Here is a 15,058-nt window from a genome sequence, read left to right as displayed (position 1 = left end):
TTTAATAAATGTCCTTGAGAAGGTCGGCCAGCATGGCCCGGGCCACCCGTTCGGGCTCCACCCGGTAGGTCCCGGCCTCAATCTCGCGCCGCAGGGCCTCCACCCGTTCCTCCCGCACCTCAGGAAGCTCCCGCATCCTCTCCCGGGCCTCGGCCACCACGGCCCGCCCGTTGAGCTCCACCCGATCCTCGCGAGGGGGACCTTCGGCCCTCTCGCCCCTTACGCGTACCGCCTCTGCCTTTCCCCCTCGGCCGGGCCTTTCCACTCCCTTGGCCGGACCCTGAAGATAAGGAAGGATATCTTTAACCTTCATGGCCACTCTCCTATTTTATAAATTCGGGCCACCAGGCTGGCCTCTGCTCTCGGGACCTTCATCTCACACTACCTCTTTATTATAATCGGTAAGAGACCCCAAAAACTTTAATCTCGGCCATGGCTTCCTTTATCACCATTTTCCATCTGGCCCTTTCCGCCCCTCTTTACATAAATAGCGGAATGTTTATCCCTTTTAAAGGGCCTCCCAGGGAGAGCCGAGGACCGGAGGTGCGGGGTGCGGAGCCCCCGGAGTTCTCTCTTGTGGGAGGAGGGGGCCTTAAGCGGTATCGGCTCCTGGCCGAGCCGGAGAAATTCTACCGGGGATTGATCCTGGATCGAAATCTTTGAGAGGGGGTGAGAGGATGCGGGAGCTGGCCCGTTTCGAGGATCCGGTAAAAAAGATGCCCCTTATTCTGGCGGTCTTTGACCTGGAGGAGGTGGAGGTTCCCCCCTTTCAGCGCGATCTTTCCGAGGGGCTCAAAAAGCACCTGGAGCTGGCCATCGAGAAGCTGGGGTTCGTGACCCCTATTGTGGTCTGTCCCCACGACGGCCGCTATTACGTGGTGGACGGGCGCCATCGGCTGGAGGCCATGCGGGACCTCGGGGCCTGGGAGATTGTGGCCGTGGTGGCCCCGGAGGATCTTTATCTCCATATCCTGGAGTTCAACACCGAAAAGCCCCCCAATGTCAAGGAGAAGTCCAAACAGGCCTACCGGCTCTTTCAGGAGTTCCTGCGGGAAAGCCCGGAGGCCATCGAGGCCGATCTTTACACCTACTTTAAGGAGCCCCAGTTCATTACCTTTGGTTTTGTCCTGGAGGAGTTTGAGCCCCGCTTTCCGGCCAGTTTTTACGAGAGTCTTCTTTCCAAGATCGACCGCTTTCTGGAGGAGCCCCTTTCCGAGGCCGCCGAGGAACGCCGACGCCGGGCCCAGAAGCTCCTTGAGGTCAACCAGGAGGTGAACGCCAAATACGGGGAGCTCGGCTGGACCAACGCCCTTCTTAAGGGAGAGATCGTGCGCAAGGCCATCCAGAGGGCCTATGGAGTGCGGGTGCGGACTATTGAGGACGAGTACTACGACGCCCTGGAGAAGGTGAAGGCTGCGGTGCGAGAGTTGGGGCCGGAGGATTTCGGAGGGATAGAATGAGTCCGGATTTTACCCCGGTTTTGCGGCCGCTCGACATCTTTCCCTTTGAGTGGCGGGGTCGGCCTTCCCTTCTCCTGCGCGACCCCCTGGGCTATACTGAGAATTTTCTAGTCCTGCCCCAGGAGGTAGCCCCGCTTCTGGCCTCCATGGACGGAAGACACAGCCTGCGGGATCTCCAGGTGGTGGCCACCCGGACCCTGGGCCGTCTGGTGATGCTTGAAGAGGTGGCTTCCCTGGTCCAAAAACTTGAGGCTCATGGTTTTCTGGACGGGGAGACCTTTAAGCGTCGCAAGGCTGAAGTCGAGGCTGCCTGGAGGAAGGCCCCCTCCAGGGCCCCGGCCTGTGCCGGTCGCTCCTATCCCGCCGAACCCGAGGCCCTGCAGAAATTTCTTTCCGGGATCCTGGAGGCGGCCTCTCCCTCCCGCAGATCCCCACGGGTCCTTCTGGCCCCCCATCTGGATCTCTCCTCCGCGGCCCGGACCTACGCCGAGGCCTACCGGAGTCTCCGGCTTCCCCAAGGGGCCCGGGTGATCCTCCTCGGGACCGGGCACCAGCTCGAGCGCCCCTTTTCCCTCCTTACCAAGGACTTCGAGACCCCCTTGGGCCGTGTTCCCGTGGATCGGGCCTTGGTGCAGGCCCTGGCCCGGAGGGTGCCGGAGCTTTTCCCCGATGAGTTCGCCCACCGCAACGAACATTCTCTGGAATTTCAGGTCCTCTTTTTAAGGTACCTCTTTGGAGAGGTGCCGGTGGTGCCCTTTCTTTTCGGCCCGGTGGAGCCTTATCTGGCCTCCGGGCTCGATCCCTTTGAGGCCGAGCCCCGATATCAGGCCCTCCTTGAGGGGTTGCGCGCCCTCTGGGACGAGAACACCTATCTCGTCTTGGGGATAGACTTTGCCCATCTGGGTCTGCGCTACGGGGACCCCCAGCCTGCAGGCCCGGCCGAGGGTCTCCAGGCCGTGGCTCGGGACCGGGCCCTGCTTGAGGCCCTCTTTTCCGGAGACTATGGCCGTTTTCTCGCCGAGGCCCGGGCCAGCCTTCCCTTTAAGATCTGCGGCCTTTCCTGTCTCACCTTTTTGGCCCGCTTCCTTGAGGGAGCCCCCCGGCAAGGGGAGATCTACCACCAGGAGGCCGTGCCCTTTGGCCCGGGCTCCCTGGTCTCCGTGGCCGCGGCCGGGATAATCTTTTAGCCATGCGGCTTGACCGGTATCTGGCCGAGGCCGGCTACGGTACCCGCCGGGAGACCAAAAGGCTCATCCTCAAAAGGCATGTAACGGTAAACGGCCGGCTGGTGCGGGATCCGGCCTATCAGGTAGGGCCCGGTGAGGAGGTCCGGGTAGACGGAAAGCCGGTCTCCCCTCCGGCCAGGAAGCGCTACTTTCTTTTTTACAAGCCTGCCGGTTACGTCACTTCCACTGCCGACAAGCTTCCTACGGTCATGGAATTTTTCCGGGAGATCCCCCGGCACGAGCGGCTCTTTCCCGTAGGGCGCCTTGACCGCGACGCCGAGGGACTTCTCCTGGTGACCGATGACGGGGAGTTGGCCCATCGCCTGCTCCATCCCAAATATGCCGTGCCCCGGGTCTATCGGGTGCGGGTCTCAGGGGAGGTCTCCGAGAAGGCCCTGGAGCCTCTGCGCCGGGGAATGGAAATCGCCGGGGAGCGCTTTCGGCCGGCCGAGGTGCGTATTCTCGAAAGGGGAAAAGGGGAGGCCCTCCTGGAGATTACCCTTACCGAGGGGCGATATCACGAGGTCAAGAGGCTCCTTTCTGCGGTGGGACTAAAGGTAAAGCACCTCCTCCGGATGCGCTTTGGGCCGCTTGCGCTAGGGAATCTCCGTCCCGGAGAATATCGGGAGCTTACCGAAGAAGAAATCCAAAGACTTACCACCTCAGGACCACGGCCGCCCAGGTAAAGCCCCCGCCGAAGGAGACCATGAGGACCAGATCCCCCTCCTTAAGGCGTCCTTCCTCCAGGGCTTCGTCCAGGGCGATGGGGATACTGGCGGCGGAGGTGTTGCCGTACTTGTGGATGTTTACGAAGACCCGTTCTTCGGGGAGCTCCAAACGCTCGCGCAGGTACTCAATGATGCGGATGTTGGCCTGGTGGGGAATGAGGAGGGCGATATCCGAGGGGGAAAGGCCGTTGGCCCTGAGGGCCTCAAAGGCCACGGATTCCATGGCCCGGACCGCGTTTTTGAAGACCTCCCGGCCCTGCATGCGGATGAAATAGTCCTCTCGGGGGATGCGGGGGTCGCAGGGAGGATAGAGGGAGCCACAGCCTTTGAGGGTAAGGAGGTGCCAGAGGCAGCCGTCGGCGTGAAGATGGGTGGAAAGGACTCCTCTCCGGCCGTCTGGGGAGCCGGTGACCACCGCGGCGCCGGCCCCGTCCCCGAAAAGGACGCAGGTGGTTCGGTCCTCCCAGTTGGTCTTGTTAGAAAGGACCTCGCTTCCGATGACCAGGATCTTGCGGGCCGGATCCTCACGCACGAATTTGTCGGCGATGGAGAGGGCGTAAAGAAAGCCCGAGCAGGTGGCCGAGAGATCGAAGGCCCCGGCCCGGTGGGCCCCCAGGGCCTCCTGCACCAGGATGGCCACCGAAGGCATGGGATAGTCCGGGGTGAGGGTGGCCACGATAATGAGGTCCAGTTCTTCCGGGGCCACCCCGGCCTTCTCAAGGGCCTTACGGGACGCGGAAATGGCCAGCTTACTGTTGGACTCTCCTTCGGCCACAATGCGGCGTTCCTTGATCCCCGTGCGCTGGGTGATCCATTCGTCGGAGGTGTCCACCATTTTTTCCAGATCTCGGTTGGTGAGGACCCGCGAAGGCAGGGCCCGTCCGGTACCCAGGATGAAGGCTCCAGCCTTGCTCATGATACGACCTGAAGATCGTCGGGTCTTTCTGCAGAAAGGGAAAGGCGGAGTTTTTCCACCAGACCGGTCTTTACAAAGCGGCTGGCGGTAAAAAGGGCGTTTTTTATGGCCCGGGCATCCGAGCGCCCGTGACCGATGATGACCACCCCGTTGACCCCGAGGAGGGGGGCCCCGCCATACTCCCGCCAGTCTACCTTATGTCGAAAGCGGGAAAGGGCTCTTCGGGCCAGGGAAAAGCCCAGAAGGGCCAAGGGATCGCGACGCACCTCCCGCTTAAGCATCTCCCCCAGGGCCTCGGCCACCCCTTCGGAGACCTTGAGACAGATATTGCCCACAAAACCGTCACAGACGATGACTTCGGCCTCCCCGGAATAAATATGTCGCCCCTCCACGTTACCCACGAAGTTGAGGGGACTTTCGGAAAGGAGGGCGTGGGCCCTTTTGACCAGGAAGTTGCCCTTGCCCCCTTCTTCTCCGATGGAAAGTAGTCCCACCCGGGGGCGCTTAATCCCCAGAATCCTTTCGGAAAAGAGGGCGCCCATGAGGGCAAACTGGAAAAGGTGTACCGGCTTACAGTCCACATTGGCCCCGGCATCGATGAGGACCGCCGGTCGGCCCAAGGTGGGGAGCACGGTAGCGATGGCCGGGCGCAGGACTCCGGGAAGCCTCCCCAGGGTCAGAAGGGCCGCCCCGAAAGTGGCCCCGGAATTGCCGGCACTTACTACCGCCTGGGCCTGCCCTTCTTTTATCAGCTCCAAGGCCACCCGGATGGAGGCCCGGGGTTTCTTGCGCAGGGCTTCGGCCGGGGCTTCCTCCATCTCTACCCATTCCGGGGCCGGGACCTTCTCCACCCGTTCGTGGGAAGGAAATTTCTCCAGGACCTCCTCCGGGCCCACCAGAAGGAGAAAAAGATCGGAATTTTCCTTTAGGGCTTTCCTGGCCCCGGAAAGTATTTCTCGGGGGGCGTAATCTCCCCCCATGACGTCCAAGGCGACCCGGATCACTCCTTAGGCTTCCTCGGAAGGCAGAAACTCCTTGCCCCGATAGGTGCCACAGCTGGGGCATACCCGATGAGGCAACTTGGGGGCCTTGCACCGGGGACAGACCGAGACCGAAGGAGCGGTCAGGTGTTTGTGCGCCCGGCGCATGCCTCGGCGGGAGCGCGAAGTCTTTCGCTTGGGAACGGCCATGATCAACCTCCTTAACCGGTTTGGGCCTTGCGGGCCATCAATTCCCTAAGCACGGCAAAGGGGCTCTGGGCCCGCCGTGGGCATCCACATTCTCCGGTGTTGAGATTCTTTCCGCACACCGGACACAGTCCGCGACAGTCCTCCCGGCAGAGACGTTTGTCCGGTACGGAGAGGATAACCTGCTCCCGCACCAATTCCCCCACCGGGACCTCGTCGCCTTCAAAAAAGATCACTTCCAGGTCCTCCCGGGTAAGCTGCGTCTCCTCCCGAAGGGGCGCGGAGGCCTGCGGACGAAATTCCACCTCAAAATCTTCATCCACCTGCCAGACAAATTCTTCCAGGCAGCGGTCGCAGGCTAGACGCACCTCCGCCTTCACGTGTCCCCTGGCTTTAACATCAATTCCGGATTTTTTCAAGAAGACCCGGGCGGCCACCGGCCCCTGGGCGGGAAAACAGTCGGCCAGGAGCTCCGGGCCCTCTTCAAATTCTAGGCGCAACCCCTCAGGGGGGATGTCTTCTAGGCGCACTTTAAGACCGCTCATGTCAAAGACCTCCTTCGGCCCTCACCTTACTTTACCCCTTTTTCGGGAGGGCAGAAAGGAAACGGCGCAGATCTTCGTAGCTTTGGAGATGGAGATCCGCAGGGAGGGAGGGATTCTTGTAGGCCGCAAGGGGGACCCCTACACTCCGGCAGAGCTGGAGATCTACCTCCGAGTCTCCAATGTAGAGGGTCTCCTCCGGGGCCACACCGAAGTGCTCCAGAATAACGGTGAGGGCCTCCGGGTGGGGCTTGGGTTTAGGGCTCTTTAAGGCGGTCATCACCAGATCGAAAAAGGGCTCCAGGCCATAGATTTCCAGCAGGCGTCCCATGGTGGTGGTGCGGTTGGTAGAGATGGCCAGATGAAATCGGCCTCGGGCCCATTCCAGGAACTCTTTGAGGCCGGGTTCTAGTTTCATGTAGCACAGGAATTTTTCGTAGGGGAGGGTTCGTTGATAGGCCAGGGCCTCTTCCAGTTTTTCCGGAAGGTCCCGGAAAAGATAGCGCACGGACTCTTCGGCGGTGTGCATATGGACGTAACGGAGCTCTTCCTCGGTGAGGGGAGGGCGCCCCAGGGCCCGACAGATGTCCTCGTAATAGGCCCGGTTGGCCTCCCGAGAGTCAAAAAGGACCCCGTCACAGTCGAAGACCAGGAGTTGGGGACAATTTTTCATCGGCGGCGCACCAGGATATAACGGGTGAGGTCTTCGAGGAGCCTGCGGGTGGGATTTTCGGGAAACCGGGAAAGGGCCGAAAGGGCGGCCTCCACCTCTCTTTCCGCCCGCCGGCGGGTCTTCTCGAAGCCTCCCAGACGCGCGATGATCTCCCGGGCCTCGTGGAAGCTTTCCGGGGTGGACTCGGGGTCGCGCAGGAGGGCCAGAAGCCGGGAGCGGTCTCCGTCCCCGGCCACCTCCAAGGCGTAGATCAGGGGGAGAGTGACCTTGCCCTCCTTGAAGTCCGTACCCAGGTCCTTTCCGGTCTCCGCGGAGACTCCCAGGTAGTCCAGAAGATCGTCGGTGATCTGAAAGGCCAGCCCCAGGTGACGCCCAAAGCGATAAAGTTCTCGCCGTTCCTCAGGGCCGGCCCCGGCCATGATCCCTCCGCATTCACAGGCCGCAGCCATAAGGGCCGCGGTCTTCCGGAAGATGACCTCCTCGTATTCGGCTTCGGTAAGCCCGGTATTGTCCACATTTAAGAGCTGGAGCACCTCCCCTTCACTCATAAGAAGGGTGGTCTGGGTGACTACCTTGAGGACCTCGAAGTTTCCCTTCTCTACGGCAATCCTCAGGGCCCGGGCATAAAGGTAGTCTCCCACCAGGATGGTGGCCTGGTTGCCCCAGAGGTTGTGGGCCGCTTTGCGTCCCCGCCGAAATTCTGCTCCGTCCACCACATCGTCGTGAAGGAGAGTGGCCGCATGCAGATATTCGAAAAGGACGGAAAGGTGGTAAATATCGGGATCCTCATAGCCCAGAAGGCGCGCGCAGAGCACGGTAAGGAGGGGCCGGAGGCGCTTTCCCCCGGCAAAGAGGATGTAGTGGCTCACTTCATTGATAAAGGGCACCTGGGAGGCCTGGACCGCCGAAAGGGCAGACTCAATCCGTTCCAGGTCTTCGGCCAGCGCGGCAAGGAGTCTTTCTTTCTCCATGTTCGAGCTTTATAATGCCCCAAGATAAGGGAAAAGGAAAGAGTGCGGAGGGTGCTTGATGCCTAAGAAGATCGTTCTGGCCTACTCCGGAGGACTGGACACCTCGGTTATCTTAAAATGGCTCCTTGAAAAATATGGCTGTCCGGTGGTGGCCTTTTGTGCGGATGTGGGGCAGGAGGAAGATTGGGAGGAGGTGCGTCGGCGGGCCCTGGCCGTGGGGGCCGAAGAGGTGATCATTCGGGACCTGCGGGAGGAATTCGTCTCCGAATTTGTCTTCACGGCCTTAAAGGCCAACGCCGCCTATGAAGGCTGGTATCTCATGGGTACCTCCCTGGCCCGTCCGCTTATCGCTCGAGAGCAGGTGCGCGTGGCCCGGGAGGTGGGGGCCGACGCCGTAGCCCACGGGGCCACGGGCAAGGGAAACGACCAGGTGCGTTTTGAGCTTACCTACGCGGCCCTGGCCCCGGAGCTAGAGGTCATCGCTCCCTGGAGGCAGTGGGAGTTCGAGGGCCGGGAGGACCTTATCCGTTTTGCGGAAGAACACGGTATTCCGGTACCGGTTACCCGGGAAAAGCCTTACAGTATCGATGCCAATCTCTTTCATATAAGCTACGAGGGCGGAATTCTTGAAGATCCTTGGGCTGAGCCTCCGGAAGATATGTTCCGGATGACGGTTTCTCCGGAGGCGGCCCCGGACGAGCCGGAATACCTGGAGATCGATTTTGAGCGCGGGGTTCCGGTGGCGGTAAATGGCCAGAGGCTTTCTCCGGTGGAACTCCTTTCCCTTCTCAACGAGATGGGCGGCCGTCACGGGGTAGGGCGGGTGGATATGGTGGAAAACCGCTTTGTGGGGCTTAAAAGCCGGGGAATTTACGAGACCCCCGGAGGAACCATCCTCCATACGGCCCATCGGGCCCTGGAGCACCTCACCCTGGATCGGGAAGTTATGCACCTCCGGGATAGCCTCATTCCCAGATTTTCAGAGTTGATCTATTACGGTTTCTGGTTCTCTCCGGAGATGGAGGCCCTGAGGGCCTTCATTGAAGAGACCCAGAAGAATGTTACCGGTACGGTGCGCCTAAAACTTTACAAAGGCCAGGCCATGGTGGTGGGCCGGAAGTCCCCGGTGAGTCTCTATCGGGAGGATCTGGCCAGCTTTGACCGGGCCGAAGGCTATGACCAGAAGGACGCCGAGGGCTTTATTCGTCTCCAGGCCCTGCGTCTGAAGCTCTGGTCCGCGCGGAAGGGCCGGGCCTGATCCCAGACCAGATCTCAAAGGAGGTTCGGCGATGAAGATCTTTATCGACACGGCAGACATTAACGAAATTCGTGAGATTAAAGAACTGGGGATCCTTGACGGGGTGACGACCAATCCCTCCCTGGTCAAGAAGACGGGCCGACCGTGGAAGGAGGCCGTAAGCGAAATCCTCAAGGAATGTGCCGGGCTTCCGGTCTCCGTGGAGGTGGTGGCCACGGATACCGAGGGCATGGTGCGGGAGGCCCGGGAACTGGCCAAGCTGGGAGACAACGCGGTAATCAAGATCCCCTGTACCGAGGCCGGTATCCGGGCGGTAAGGACCCTTTCGGCCGAGGGGATCAAGACCAACGTCACCCTGGTCTTTTCTCCTTTACAGGCTTTACTTGCGGCCAAGGTGGGGGCCACCTATGTCTCCCCCTTTATTGGGCGCATCGACGATATCGGCTATGACGGAATGATGGTCATCGAAGAAGTGGTAAACCTTTATGAGGTCTATGGGGTGGAGACCGAGATTATTGCCGCCAGCATCCGCCACGTGGACCATGTGCGGCGCTGTGCGGAGTTAGGGGTAGACATCGCCACCATCCCTTACAAGGTCATCAAACAGATGTTCCGCCATCCGCTCACCGATGTGGGCCTGGAGCGCTTTCTCCGGGATGCAGAGGAGGCGGGGATTAAAATTTGAAAGCCCTCTTTTTTCTCCTCAATCAGGATCTGGGACCGGTGGTGGATCGGCTCATGATCGGGGTGAGCGAGCCCCGGGTGATTTATGCCTTTTTCATCCTCCTTTCCCTGGGGCTCCTTTGGCACAGGGGCCGCCGGGTGTTGGCGGTGCCCTTTCTGGCCCTGGCACTGGTGCTTTTGGCCGACGCCTTCTGTGCCCGGGTGCTCAAGCCGGCCTTTCATTTCCCTCGTCCTTATGCCGCCCTCTCCGGGGTAAGGGTCTATAAAGGAGGGCATTTTCGGAGAACTGAAAGGGCCCTTTCGGCCGAAAGCTACGGATTTCCCTCCTGTCACGCCACCAACACCGCGGCGGCCACGGCCTTTTTCGGGATGGTGGAGCCCTGGACCCTTCTGGCTGCGGCTCCCTTCACCCTTCTGGTAGGGATCTCCCGGGTCTATTTGGGGCATCATTTCCCCCGGGATGTGCTTTTCGGGTGGTTGGTGGGAGGGACTGTGGGCCTTAGCGGAGGATGGCTTTGGAGAAGGGCGAAAAGGGCCTCCTAGACCTTCTTTTTTCGGCCGAAGGACTTTTCCTCCTGGTGATCTTCGCCTTCCGTCTGGGGTTTCTCCGGGAGGTCCATCTGGAGCTTTCCCCGGATGAGGCCTATTACTGGGACTGGTCGCGACATCTGGCCTTCGGCTACTATAGCAAACCTCCCCTGGTGGCCTGGCTTATTGCCGCCTCCACCCATCTTCTGGGAATCTCGGAATATGCGGTGCGGCTTCCGGCCTTACTTTGCGGGATGGGCTTTTTGGTCTTTTTCTATCTCCTGGTCTATCGCCTTTTTGGGCGTCTTCCCGCCCGCTGGGCCCTCTTTGCTGCGGCGCTCACGCCCATCTTTACCGTCTTTGGCCTTCTCATGACCATTGATCCCCCGCTTCTTTTCTTTTGGGCCGGGGCCCTTTATTTTGGCTGGCAGGCGGCGGAGGAAAATAGCCTGCGGTATTGGTTTCTTCTTGGCCTTTTTTGTGGCCTGGGTCTTCTCACCAAGCAGACCATGTTGGCCTTTGGGGCCTTCTACGGCCTTTGGCTTTTCTTTTATCGGCGGGAGCTTCTCCGCCGGCCCGGACCCTGGATTACCCTGGCGGTGGCCCTTCTCCTCTGGGCCCCCAACCTCCACTGGATGGCCACCCATAACTGGATCACCCTCAGGCATACCGAGCATCATTTCAAAGAAGAAGAAGGGACCTATCTCCTGGGGCCGGGGCGCTTTCTTGCGGAACAGGCCGGGGTATTTTCTCCCCTCCTTTTCGGTCTTTTCGCTTGGGGAGCCTTTATGCTTTTTAGGCGGCGAGACTGGCGGGAAAGGCCCGAGCTTTCCTATCTTTGGGTCCTTTCGGCCTGGCCCTATCTGGCGGTGCTTCCTCTTTCCTTTTTACGCAAGGTGAACGCCAACTGGCCCATGCCCTTCTTTGTGGCCGGGCTGGCCCTTGCGTCGGGCATAGTCTTTTCTTTAAAAGGAGGAAGGAAGGCCCGTCTTCTTCGGGGGATCTATCTTGCGGGGCTGCTCCTGGCCCTGCTGGGTACGGCCCTTCTTTATCAACTCCCCCGCTTTCCGGAGAAATTCCCTCGCCCGGTGGCCGGGCTCCTTTTTCGTTTTTACGGCTGGCGGAAGATGGCCCGGACGGTAGAGAGGTATCGCCGGCCCGGGGAGCCTCTGGTGGCCAATCATCGCTATCTGGCCTCAGAGCTGGCCTTTTACCTTCCGGACCACCCGCAGGTCTATCAGCTTCCGGCGCCCCGCCCGAAAAGCCAATATCATCTCTGGGGTATCCCCCAGGGTCTCTGCGGGAGGAAGATCCTCTGGGCCTTGAAAGAAGGGGGGCCTCCACCTTCTCCCGAAGCCATCCCTCTTTTTAGGGGAAGCTTTCCTCTTCCCGGAGGCCGGAAGAGGACCCTTTCCCTTTGGCGGGGGTATTTTATAATAAATACGTGCTTTTCGGAAGAATTTTCCTTGTAAGCCTTTTGGGGCTTTTAATTTCCCCGGCCTGGGCTACCCAGCCTCATTTTTGTCCTGAAGGTCTCTATATTCATCTTATGGCCCACGTAATTTTCGGCGGGGCCCTCCTTTTGATGTTCTATTGGTCGCGTCGTCTGCCCGGAAAAGAGGCTCGCCCTTGGTTCTACCTGCGTTTGACCTTTTTTTTCTTCTTCCTTTGGAATATAGACGCCTTGGCCGTTCATCTTTTGGAACTTTACCTCTCTACGAACACTTATTATTCGGCATCCTTTCAAAGCACAATATCCGGACCGCTAAACTGGAAGTATCTTCTTTATTATTTTCTACGATTTGATCATCTCTTTTGTGTGCCGGCCATGTATTTTCTTTGGAAATCTTTGCAGAGTTTTGTTCAAGAAGAATATGCTGAATTTTAGTCTTCCCCTCTTTCCTCTCTATGCCGCGGATTTCTTAGGAGCTTTTTTAATGATCCTTTTTTCTTTTGCGGCCCTTTACCGAGCCTTTTCCCTTCTTCGCAGGGCTCCGGGGAATCTTCTTTTTGTTTATCTTTTTGGTCTTTCTTTTTCTTTTGCAGCTTTCTCTCTTTCCCGTAGTATGGGTCATATAGTGCGCTTTTTCTTGGCCGGGATTCACCGTCCACAGCTCTGGCTTTTCCTAGCCCCCGTCTCTGGGGCCTTCAACACCCTTTTTATCCTCCTGGCGGCCTTTTTTACCCTGATCTTTCTCCGGGTGCACCGGACCTTTCGCTTATTGGAAGAGGAAACCCAAGAGCTTCGGCGGACCAAGTCGGATCTGGAAAAGGCCCAGTGGCGATTATTAGATTTGACCCGTACCTTAGAACAAAGGGTGGAGGAGCGCACCCAAGAGCTGGCCCTTTCTGAGCAGAAATTTCGCCAGCTATTTGAGTGTTCGGGAGACGCCATCTTTTTCTGCGACCAGGAAGGACATCTGGTAGATCTCAATCCCGCTGGGGTCCAACTTCTGGGTTTTGCGCGCAAGGAGGAGGTCTTGGGACGATCTTTAGGAGAATTTTTTGTATGCACTAAGGAATGGCAAAAATACAAAGAAATCCTCTGCACCGAGGGAGGCATTAAAAATTTCGAAACCTGGCTTTTTACCGCCCGGGGAGAGGAGCGGTATGTGGTGATCACCGCCAACGCTATCGAAAACGCCGAAGGCTGTCGTCTGGGCTGTCAGGGAATTATGAAGGACTTAACCCGCCTTAAGGAAATGACCGAGCACTTTATTTATTCAGAGAAGATGGCCGCCTTGGGTCAGTTGGCCGCAGGGGTGGCCCATGAAATCAATACCCCTCTGGGCATCATTCTAGGCTATACCCAGCTTCTCCGAGAGACCCTGGAGGATCCTCCGGAGGAACTAAAAATAGTGGAAGAGCAGGTGCGAGCTTGCCAACGCTTAATCTCGGACCTTCTTATTTTTTCCCGTTCTTCGCTATCCTTAGAACAGGAAGTGAAGCTCCACGAAATTGTAGAACAAGTGGTGGAGATGGTGCGCCCTACTTACCAAAAAGATGGACTGCAGATTCATCTCCACCTTTTTCCGGTGCCTTCTATTCAAGGGGATCCTGACCGCTTGCGGCAGATCATTCTCAATCTTTTAAATAATGCCCGAGACGCCCTTCTTCAGCATAAAGGGAGTATCCATCTTTGGCTCCGGCCGGGGGACAACGGAACCGTTATTCTAGAAGTGGGCGATACCGGAGAGGGAATTCCCCGGGAAATTCTTTCCCACATTTTTGAGCCCTTTTTTACCACCAAGCCTCAAGGAACGGGTTTAGGGCTCTTTGTAACCTACGGCCTGGTTAAAGAACACGGAGGAGAGATAATCGTTTTTTCTCCTCCTAGAGAAACGCTTTACCAAGAATTAGGTATAAGGACGCTTTTTCGGGTCATTCTTCCCAAGGAGGCCCAAAATGCAGCCGAAGGTCCTTCTGGTAGATGATGAACCCCAGATGGTACGCCTCTTAGAAAGGCTCCTTTCTCCTCTAGAGGTAAGTTTTGAAAGAGCCTATAGCGGAGAAGAGGCTCTGGAGAAGGTCTATCGTTTTCTTCCTGAGGTGGTGGTGGCGGACATAAAGATGCCGGGCATGGACGGCTTAGAACTCCTTCGGCGGATTCGCGAAAGGGACAATACTATTTCGGTAATTCTTATTACAGGTTACGGCACCATTGAGATGGCCGTGCAGGCCATCAAAGAGGGGGCTTACGATTTTCTCCCCAAGCCTTTCGAAAAGGACCACTTACGACATTTGGTCAAACGGGCCCTGGAAAGAAGTCTTCTTTTACGGGAAAACCTCTTTCTTAAGGCGCAGGAGAAGTGGTGGGAGCCCCTGGGAATAGTGGGAGAATCTCCTGTCTTTCGAGAACTTATGAGACTGGTGGAGCGAGTGGCCCGCACGGATGCTACGGTCCTTATTCTAGGGGAGTCGGGAACCGGAAAAGAATTGATTGCTCGGGCCATTCACCATTTAAGTGAACGCTCTTCTCGGAAGATGGTCACGGTGAACTGTGCCGCTCTTCCGGAGTCCATTCTCGAAGCGGAACTTTTTGGTTATGTAAAGGGGGCTTTTACCGGGGCGGAAAGAAATAAAGAGGGGCTCTTTTCCCAGGCCCATGGATCTACCATTTTTCTTGACGAGATTGGAGATATGCCTTCTTCCCTCCAAGTAAAACTCCTAAGGGTTCTTCAAGAAAAAGAAATTCGCCCCCTGGGTAGCACCCAGGTCCTTAAGGTAGATGTGAGAGTGATAGCTTCTACGAATCAGGATCTGGAGGCCAAAATAGCCGCCGGGGAATTCCGTGAGGATCTCTATTATCGTTTGAACGAGGTGATCTTGCGGGTGCCTCCTCTTCGAGAAAGAGGAGAGGACATCCTTCTTCTAGCTCAACATTTTTTGCGGGAATACGCCCATCAGTACGGAAAAGAGGGCCTTAATTTTTCTCCTTCGGCCCTGGAATTTCTTTTAGAGCAGCCCTGGAAAGGAAATGTGAGAGAACTCAAAAATACCATCAAAAGGGCGGTCCTTTTAACCTCTGGGTCGCAGATTACCCCTGAGGACCTGAAGGGTGCCCCTTTTTCCTCCTATCGAGAGGAAACAAACGCCTCTTCTTTGGGTTTCAAAACCTATCATCAGGCCAAAAGAGAGGCCCTGGATAGATTTGCCCGGGAGTATCTGGAAAGGCTTCTTCGTTCCACCCAGGGAAACATTTCTCAGGCTGCCCGTTTGGCGGGCCTCAAGAGGCAGAGCCTGCAGCGGATGCTCCGCCGCTACGGGCTCCAAGAGTTTTCTGAAGAAGACCCCACCGTATCCTAAAGTTGCACCCTGCAACCTTTAGGTTGCGGGGAATAATTTTTTCCCGAGTAACTTCGGAGAAAAATCTATGGCAGACCCC

Annotated in this window: 18 protein-coding genes; 11 read left to right on the top strand and 7 right to left on the bottom strand. The window is 57.8% G+C overall.

Annotated elements, in window-relative coordinates:
- Position 1: 1 nt before the first annotated feature.
- Entirely contained in the window at positions 2 to 313 is a 312-nt protein-coding gene (gene flgM / locus FVE67_RS01245) for a flagellar biosynthesis anti-sigma factor FlgM (RefSeq protein ID WP_168718863.1), read from the bottom strand.
- 119 nt (positions 314 to 432) lie between these two features.
- Here flgM and FVE67_RS01240 point away from each other — a divergent pair, with 119 nt between their 5' ends.
- The 4 genes from FVE67_RS01240 to FVE67_RS01225 are packed head-to-tail and all read left to right on the top strand — an operon-like array spanning position 433 to position 3,372.
- Positions 433 to 663: a hypothetical protein gene (locus FVE67_RS01240; RefSeq protein WP_168718862.1), complete on the top strand. Its 231-nt coding sequence runs from the start codon at positions 433 to 435 to the stop codon at positions 661 to 663.
- A 14-nt stretch (positions 664 to 677) separates the two neighbouring features.
- Positions 678 to 1,460, top strand: a complete 783-nt coding sequence (locus FVE67_RS01235) for a ParB/RepB/Spo0J family partition protein (protein WP_168718861.1) — start codon at positions 678 to 680, stop codon at positions 1,458 to 1,460.
- Positions 1,457 to 2,647, top strand: a complete 1,191-nt coding sequence (gene amrB, locus FVE67_RS01230; protein ID WP_168718860.1) for an AmmeMemoRadiSam system protein B — start codon at positions 1,457 to 1,459, stop codon at positions 2,645 to 2,647. The genes FVE67_RS01235 and amrB overlap by 4 nt, the downstream gene beginning before the upstream one ends.
- A gap of 2 nt (positions 2,648 to 2,649) precedes the next feature.
- On the top strand, positions 2,650 to 3,372 hold the full coding sequence (locus tag FVE67_RS01225) for a pseudouridine synthase (protein ID WP_168718859.1): 723 nt from the start codon (positions 2,650 to 2,652) through the stop codon (positions 3,370 to 3,372).
- Here the strand turns inward: FVE67_RS01225 and FVE67_RS01220 are convergent.
- From FVE67_RS01220 to FVE67_RS01195, 6 genes are read right to left on the bottom strand one after another with little or no spacing between them, the layout of a single operon-like run.
- Positions 3,341 to 4,330, bottom strand: a complete 990-nt coding sequence (locus tag FVE67_RS01220) for a beta-ketoacyl-ACP synthase III (protein ID WP_168718858.1) — start codon at positions 4,328 to 4,330, stop codon at positions 3,341 to 3,343. The genes FVE67_RS01225 and FVE67_RS01220 overlap by 32 nt on opposite strands.
- Positions 4,327 to 5,331 (bottom strand): phosphate acyltransferase PlsX, encoded by a 1,005-nt coding sequence (gene plsX / locus FVE67_RS01215; RefSeq protein WP_168720304.1) that lies wholly within the window; start codon positions 5,329 to 5,331, stop codon positions 4,327 to 4,329. The genes FVE67_RS01220 and plsX overlap by 4 nt, the downstream gene beginning before the upstream one ends.
- A gap of 6 nt (positions 5,332 to 5,337) precedes the next feature.
- Positions 5,338 to 5,520, bottom strand: a complete 183-nt coding sequence (gene rpmF / locus FVE67_RS01210) for a 50S ribosomal protein L32 (protein ID WP_168718857.1) — start codon at positions 5,518 to 5,520, stop codon at positions 5,338 to 5,340.
- Between the two features lie 11 nt (positions 5,521 to 5,531).
- Entirely contained in the window at positions 5,532 to 6,062 is a 531-nt protein-coding gene (locus FVE67_RS01205) for a YceD family protein (protein WP_168718856.1), read from the bottom strand.
- A gap of 31 nt (positions 6,063 to 6,093) precedes the next feature.
- Positions 6,094 to 6,732: an HAD family hydrolase gene (locus FVE67_RS01200; protein ID WP_168718855.1), complete on the bottom strand. Its 639-nt coding sequence runs from the start codon at positions 6,730 to 6,732 to the stop codon at positions 6,094 to 6,096.
- A complete protein-coding gene (locus FVE67_RS01195; protein WP_168718854.1) occupies positions 6,729 to 7,703 on the bottom strand; it encodes a polyprenyl synthetase family protein in 975 nt (324 codons plus the stop codon). Before FVE67_RS01195 ends, FVE67_RS01200 begins: the two co-directional genes overlap by 4 nt.
- A 58-nt stretch (positions 7,704 to 7,761) precedes the next feature.
- Here FVE67_RS01195 and FVE67_RS01190 point away from each other — a divergent pair, with 58 nt between their 5' ends.
- The 7 genes from FVE67_RS01190 to FVE67_RS01160 all read left to right on the top strand — a co-directional run bounded on the left by FVE67_RS01190 (position 7,762) and on the right by FVE67_RS01160 (position 14,979).
- Entirely contained in the window at positions 7,762 to 8,961 is a 1,200-nt protein-coding gene (locus FVE67_RS01190) for an argininosuccinate synthase (RefSeq protein ID WP_168718853.1), read from the top strand.
- A 31-nt stretch (positions 8,962 to 8,992) separates the two neighbouring features.
- Positions 8,993 to 9,646 carry a fructose-6-phosphate aldolase gene (fsa, locus tag FVE67_RS01185; protein WP_168718852.1) on the top strand — a complete coding sequence of 218 codons (654 nt, stop codon included), beginning with the start codon at positions 8,993 to 8,995 and terminating at the stop codon, positions 9,644 to 9,646.
- Positions 9,643 to 10,188, top strand: a complete 546-nt coding sequence (locus tag FVE67_RS01180; protein WP_168718851.1) for a phosphatase PAP2 family protein — start codon at positions 9,643 to 9,645, stop codon at positions 10,186 to 10,188. The genes fsa and FVE67_RS01180 overlap by 4 nt, the downstream gene beginning before the upstream one ends.
- Positions 10,155 to 11,645, top strand: coding sequence for an ArnT family glycosyltransferase (locus tag FVE67_RS01175; protein ID WP_168718850.1), 1,491 nt, complete (start codon positions 10,155 to 10,157; stop codon positions 11,643 to 11,645). The genes FVE67_RS01180 and FVE67_RS01175 overlap by 34 nt, the downstream gene beginning before the upstream one ends.
- A gap of 77 nt (positions 11,646 to 11,722) precedes the next feature.
- Complete coding sequence (locus FVE67_RS01170; RefSeq protein WP_210534622.1) at positions 11,723 to 12,061, top strand: hypothetical protein; 339 nt, start codon at positions 11,723 to 11,725, stop codon at positions 12,059 to 12,061.
- Between the two features lie 190 nt (positions 12,062 to 12,251).
- Complete coding sequence (locus FVE67_RS01165; protein WP_210534621.1) at positions 12,252 to 13,607, top strand: two-component system sensor histidine kinase NtrB; 1,356 nt, start codon at positions 12,252 to 12,254, stop codon at positions 13,605 to 13,607.
- Positions 13,579 to 14,979 carry a sigma-54-dependent transcriptional regulator gene (locus tag FVE67_RS01160; RefSeq protein ID WP_168718847.1) on the top strand — a complete coding sequence of 467 codons (1,401 nt, stop codon included), beginning with the start codon at positions 13,579 to 13,581 and terminating at the stop codon, positions 14,977 to 14,979. The genes FVE67_RS01165 and FVE67_RS01160 overlap by 29 nt, the downstream gene beginning before the upstream one ends.
- Positions 14,980 to 15,058 lie beyond the last annotated feature (79 nt).

The sequence above is a fragment of the Thermosulfurimonas marina genome (assembly GCF_012317585.1).
Taxonomy (GTDB): Bacteria; Desulfobacterota; Thermodesulfobacteria; order Thermodesulfobacteriales; family Thermodesulfobacteriaceae; genus Thermosulfurimonas_A; species Thermosulfurimonas_A marina.
Note: the sequence above shows the minus strand (reverse complement) of the source record. Positions and strands in the feature narration are given on the sequence as shown.

What these genes read in the sequence shown, in the direction of transcription:
- flgM (WP_168718863.1), bottom strand. Translation starts at nt 313, where the DNA reads ATGAAGGTTAAAGATATCCTTCCTTATCTTCAGGGTCCGGCCAAGGGA.
- FVE67_RS01240 (WP_168718862.1), top strand. Translation starts at nt 433, where the DNA reads ATGGCTTCCTTTATCACCATTTTCCATCTGGCCCTTTCCGCCCCTCTT.
- FVE67_RS01235 (WP_168718861.1), top strand. Translation starts at nt 678, where the DNA reads ATGCGGGAGCTGGCCCGTTTCGAGGATCCGGTAAAAAAGATGCCCCTT.
- amrB (WP_168718860.1), top strand. Translation starts at nt 1,457, where the DNA reads ATGAGTCCGGATTTTACCCCGGTTTTGCGGCCGCTCGACATCTTTCCC.
- FVE67_RS01225 (WP_168718859.1), top strand. Translation starts at nt 2,650, where the DNA reads ATGCGGCTTGACCGGTATCTGGCCGAGGCCGGCTACGGTACCCGCCGG.
- FVE67_RS01220 (WP_168718858.1), bottom strand. Translation starts at nt 4,330, where the DNA reads ATGAGCAAGGCTGGAGCCTTCATCCTGGGTACCGGACGGGCCCTGCCT.
- rpmF (WP_168718857.1), bottom strand. Translation starts at nt 5,520, where the DNA reads ATGGCCGTTCCCAAGCGAAAGACTTCGCGCTCCCGCCGAGGCATGCGC.
- FVE67_RS01205 (WP_168718856.1), bottom strand. Translation starts at nt 6,062, where the DNA reads ATGAGCGGTCTTAAAGTGCGCCTAGAAGACATCCCCCCTGAGGGGTTG.
- FVE67_RS01200 (WP_168718855.1), bottom strand. Translation starts at nt 6,732, where the DNA reads ATGAAAAATTGTCCCCAACTCCTGGTCTTCGACTGTGACGGGGTCCTT.
- FVE67_RS01195 (WP_168718854.1), bottom strand. Translation starts at nt 7,703, where the DNA reads ATGGAGAAAGAAAGACTCCTTGCCGCGCTGGCCGAAGACCTGGAACGG.
- FVE67_RS01190 (WP_168718853.1), top strand. Translation starts at nt 7,762, where the DNA reads ATGCCTAAGAAGATCGTTCTGGCCTACTCCGGAGGACTGGACACCTCG.
- fsa (WP_168718852.1), top strand. Translation starts at nt 8,993, where the DNA reads ATGAAGATCTTTATCGACACGGCAGACATTAACGAAATTCGTGAGATT.
- FVE67_RS01175 (WP_168718850.1), top strand. Translation starts at nt 10,155, where the DNA reads ATGGCTTTGGAGAAGGGCGAAAAGGGCCTCCTAGACCTTCTTTTTTCG.
- FVE67_RS01170 (WP_210534622.1), top strand. Translation starts at nt 11,723, where the DNA reads ATGGCCCACGTAATTTTCGGCGGGGCCCTCCTTTTGATGTTCTATTGG.
- FVE67_RS01160 (WP_168718847.1), top strand. Translation starts at nt 13,579, where the DNA reads ATGCAGCCGAAGGTCCTTCTGGTAGATGATGAACCCCAGATGGTACGC.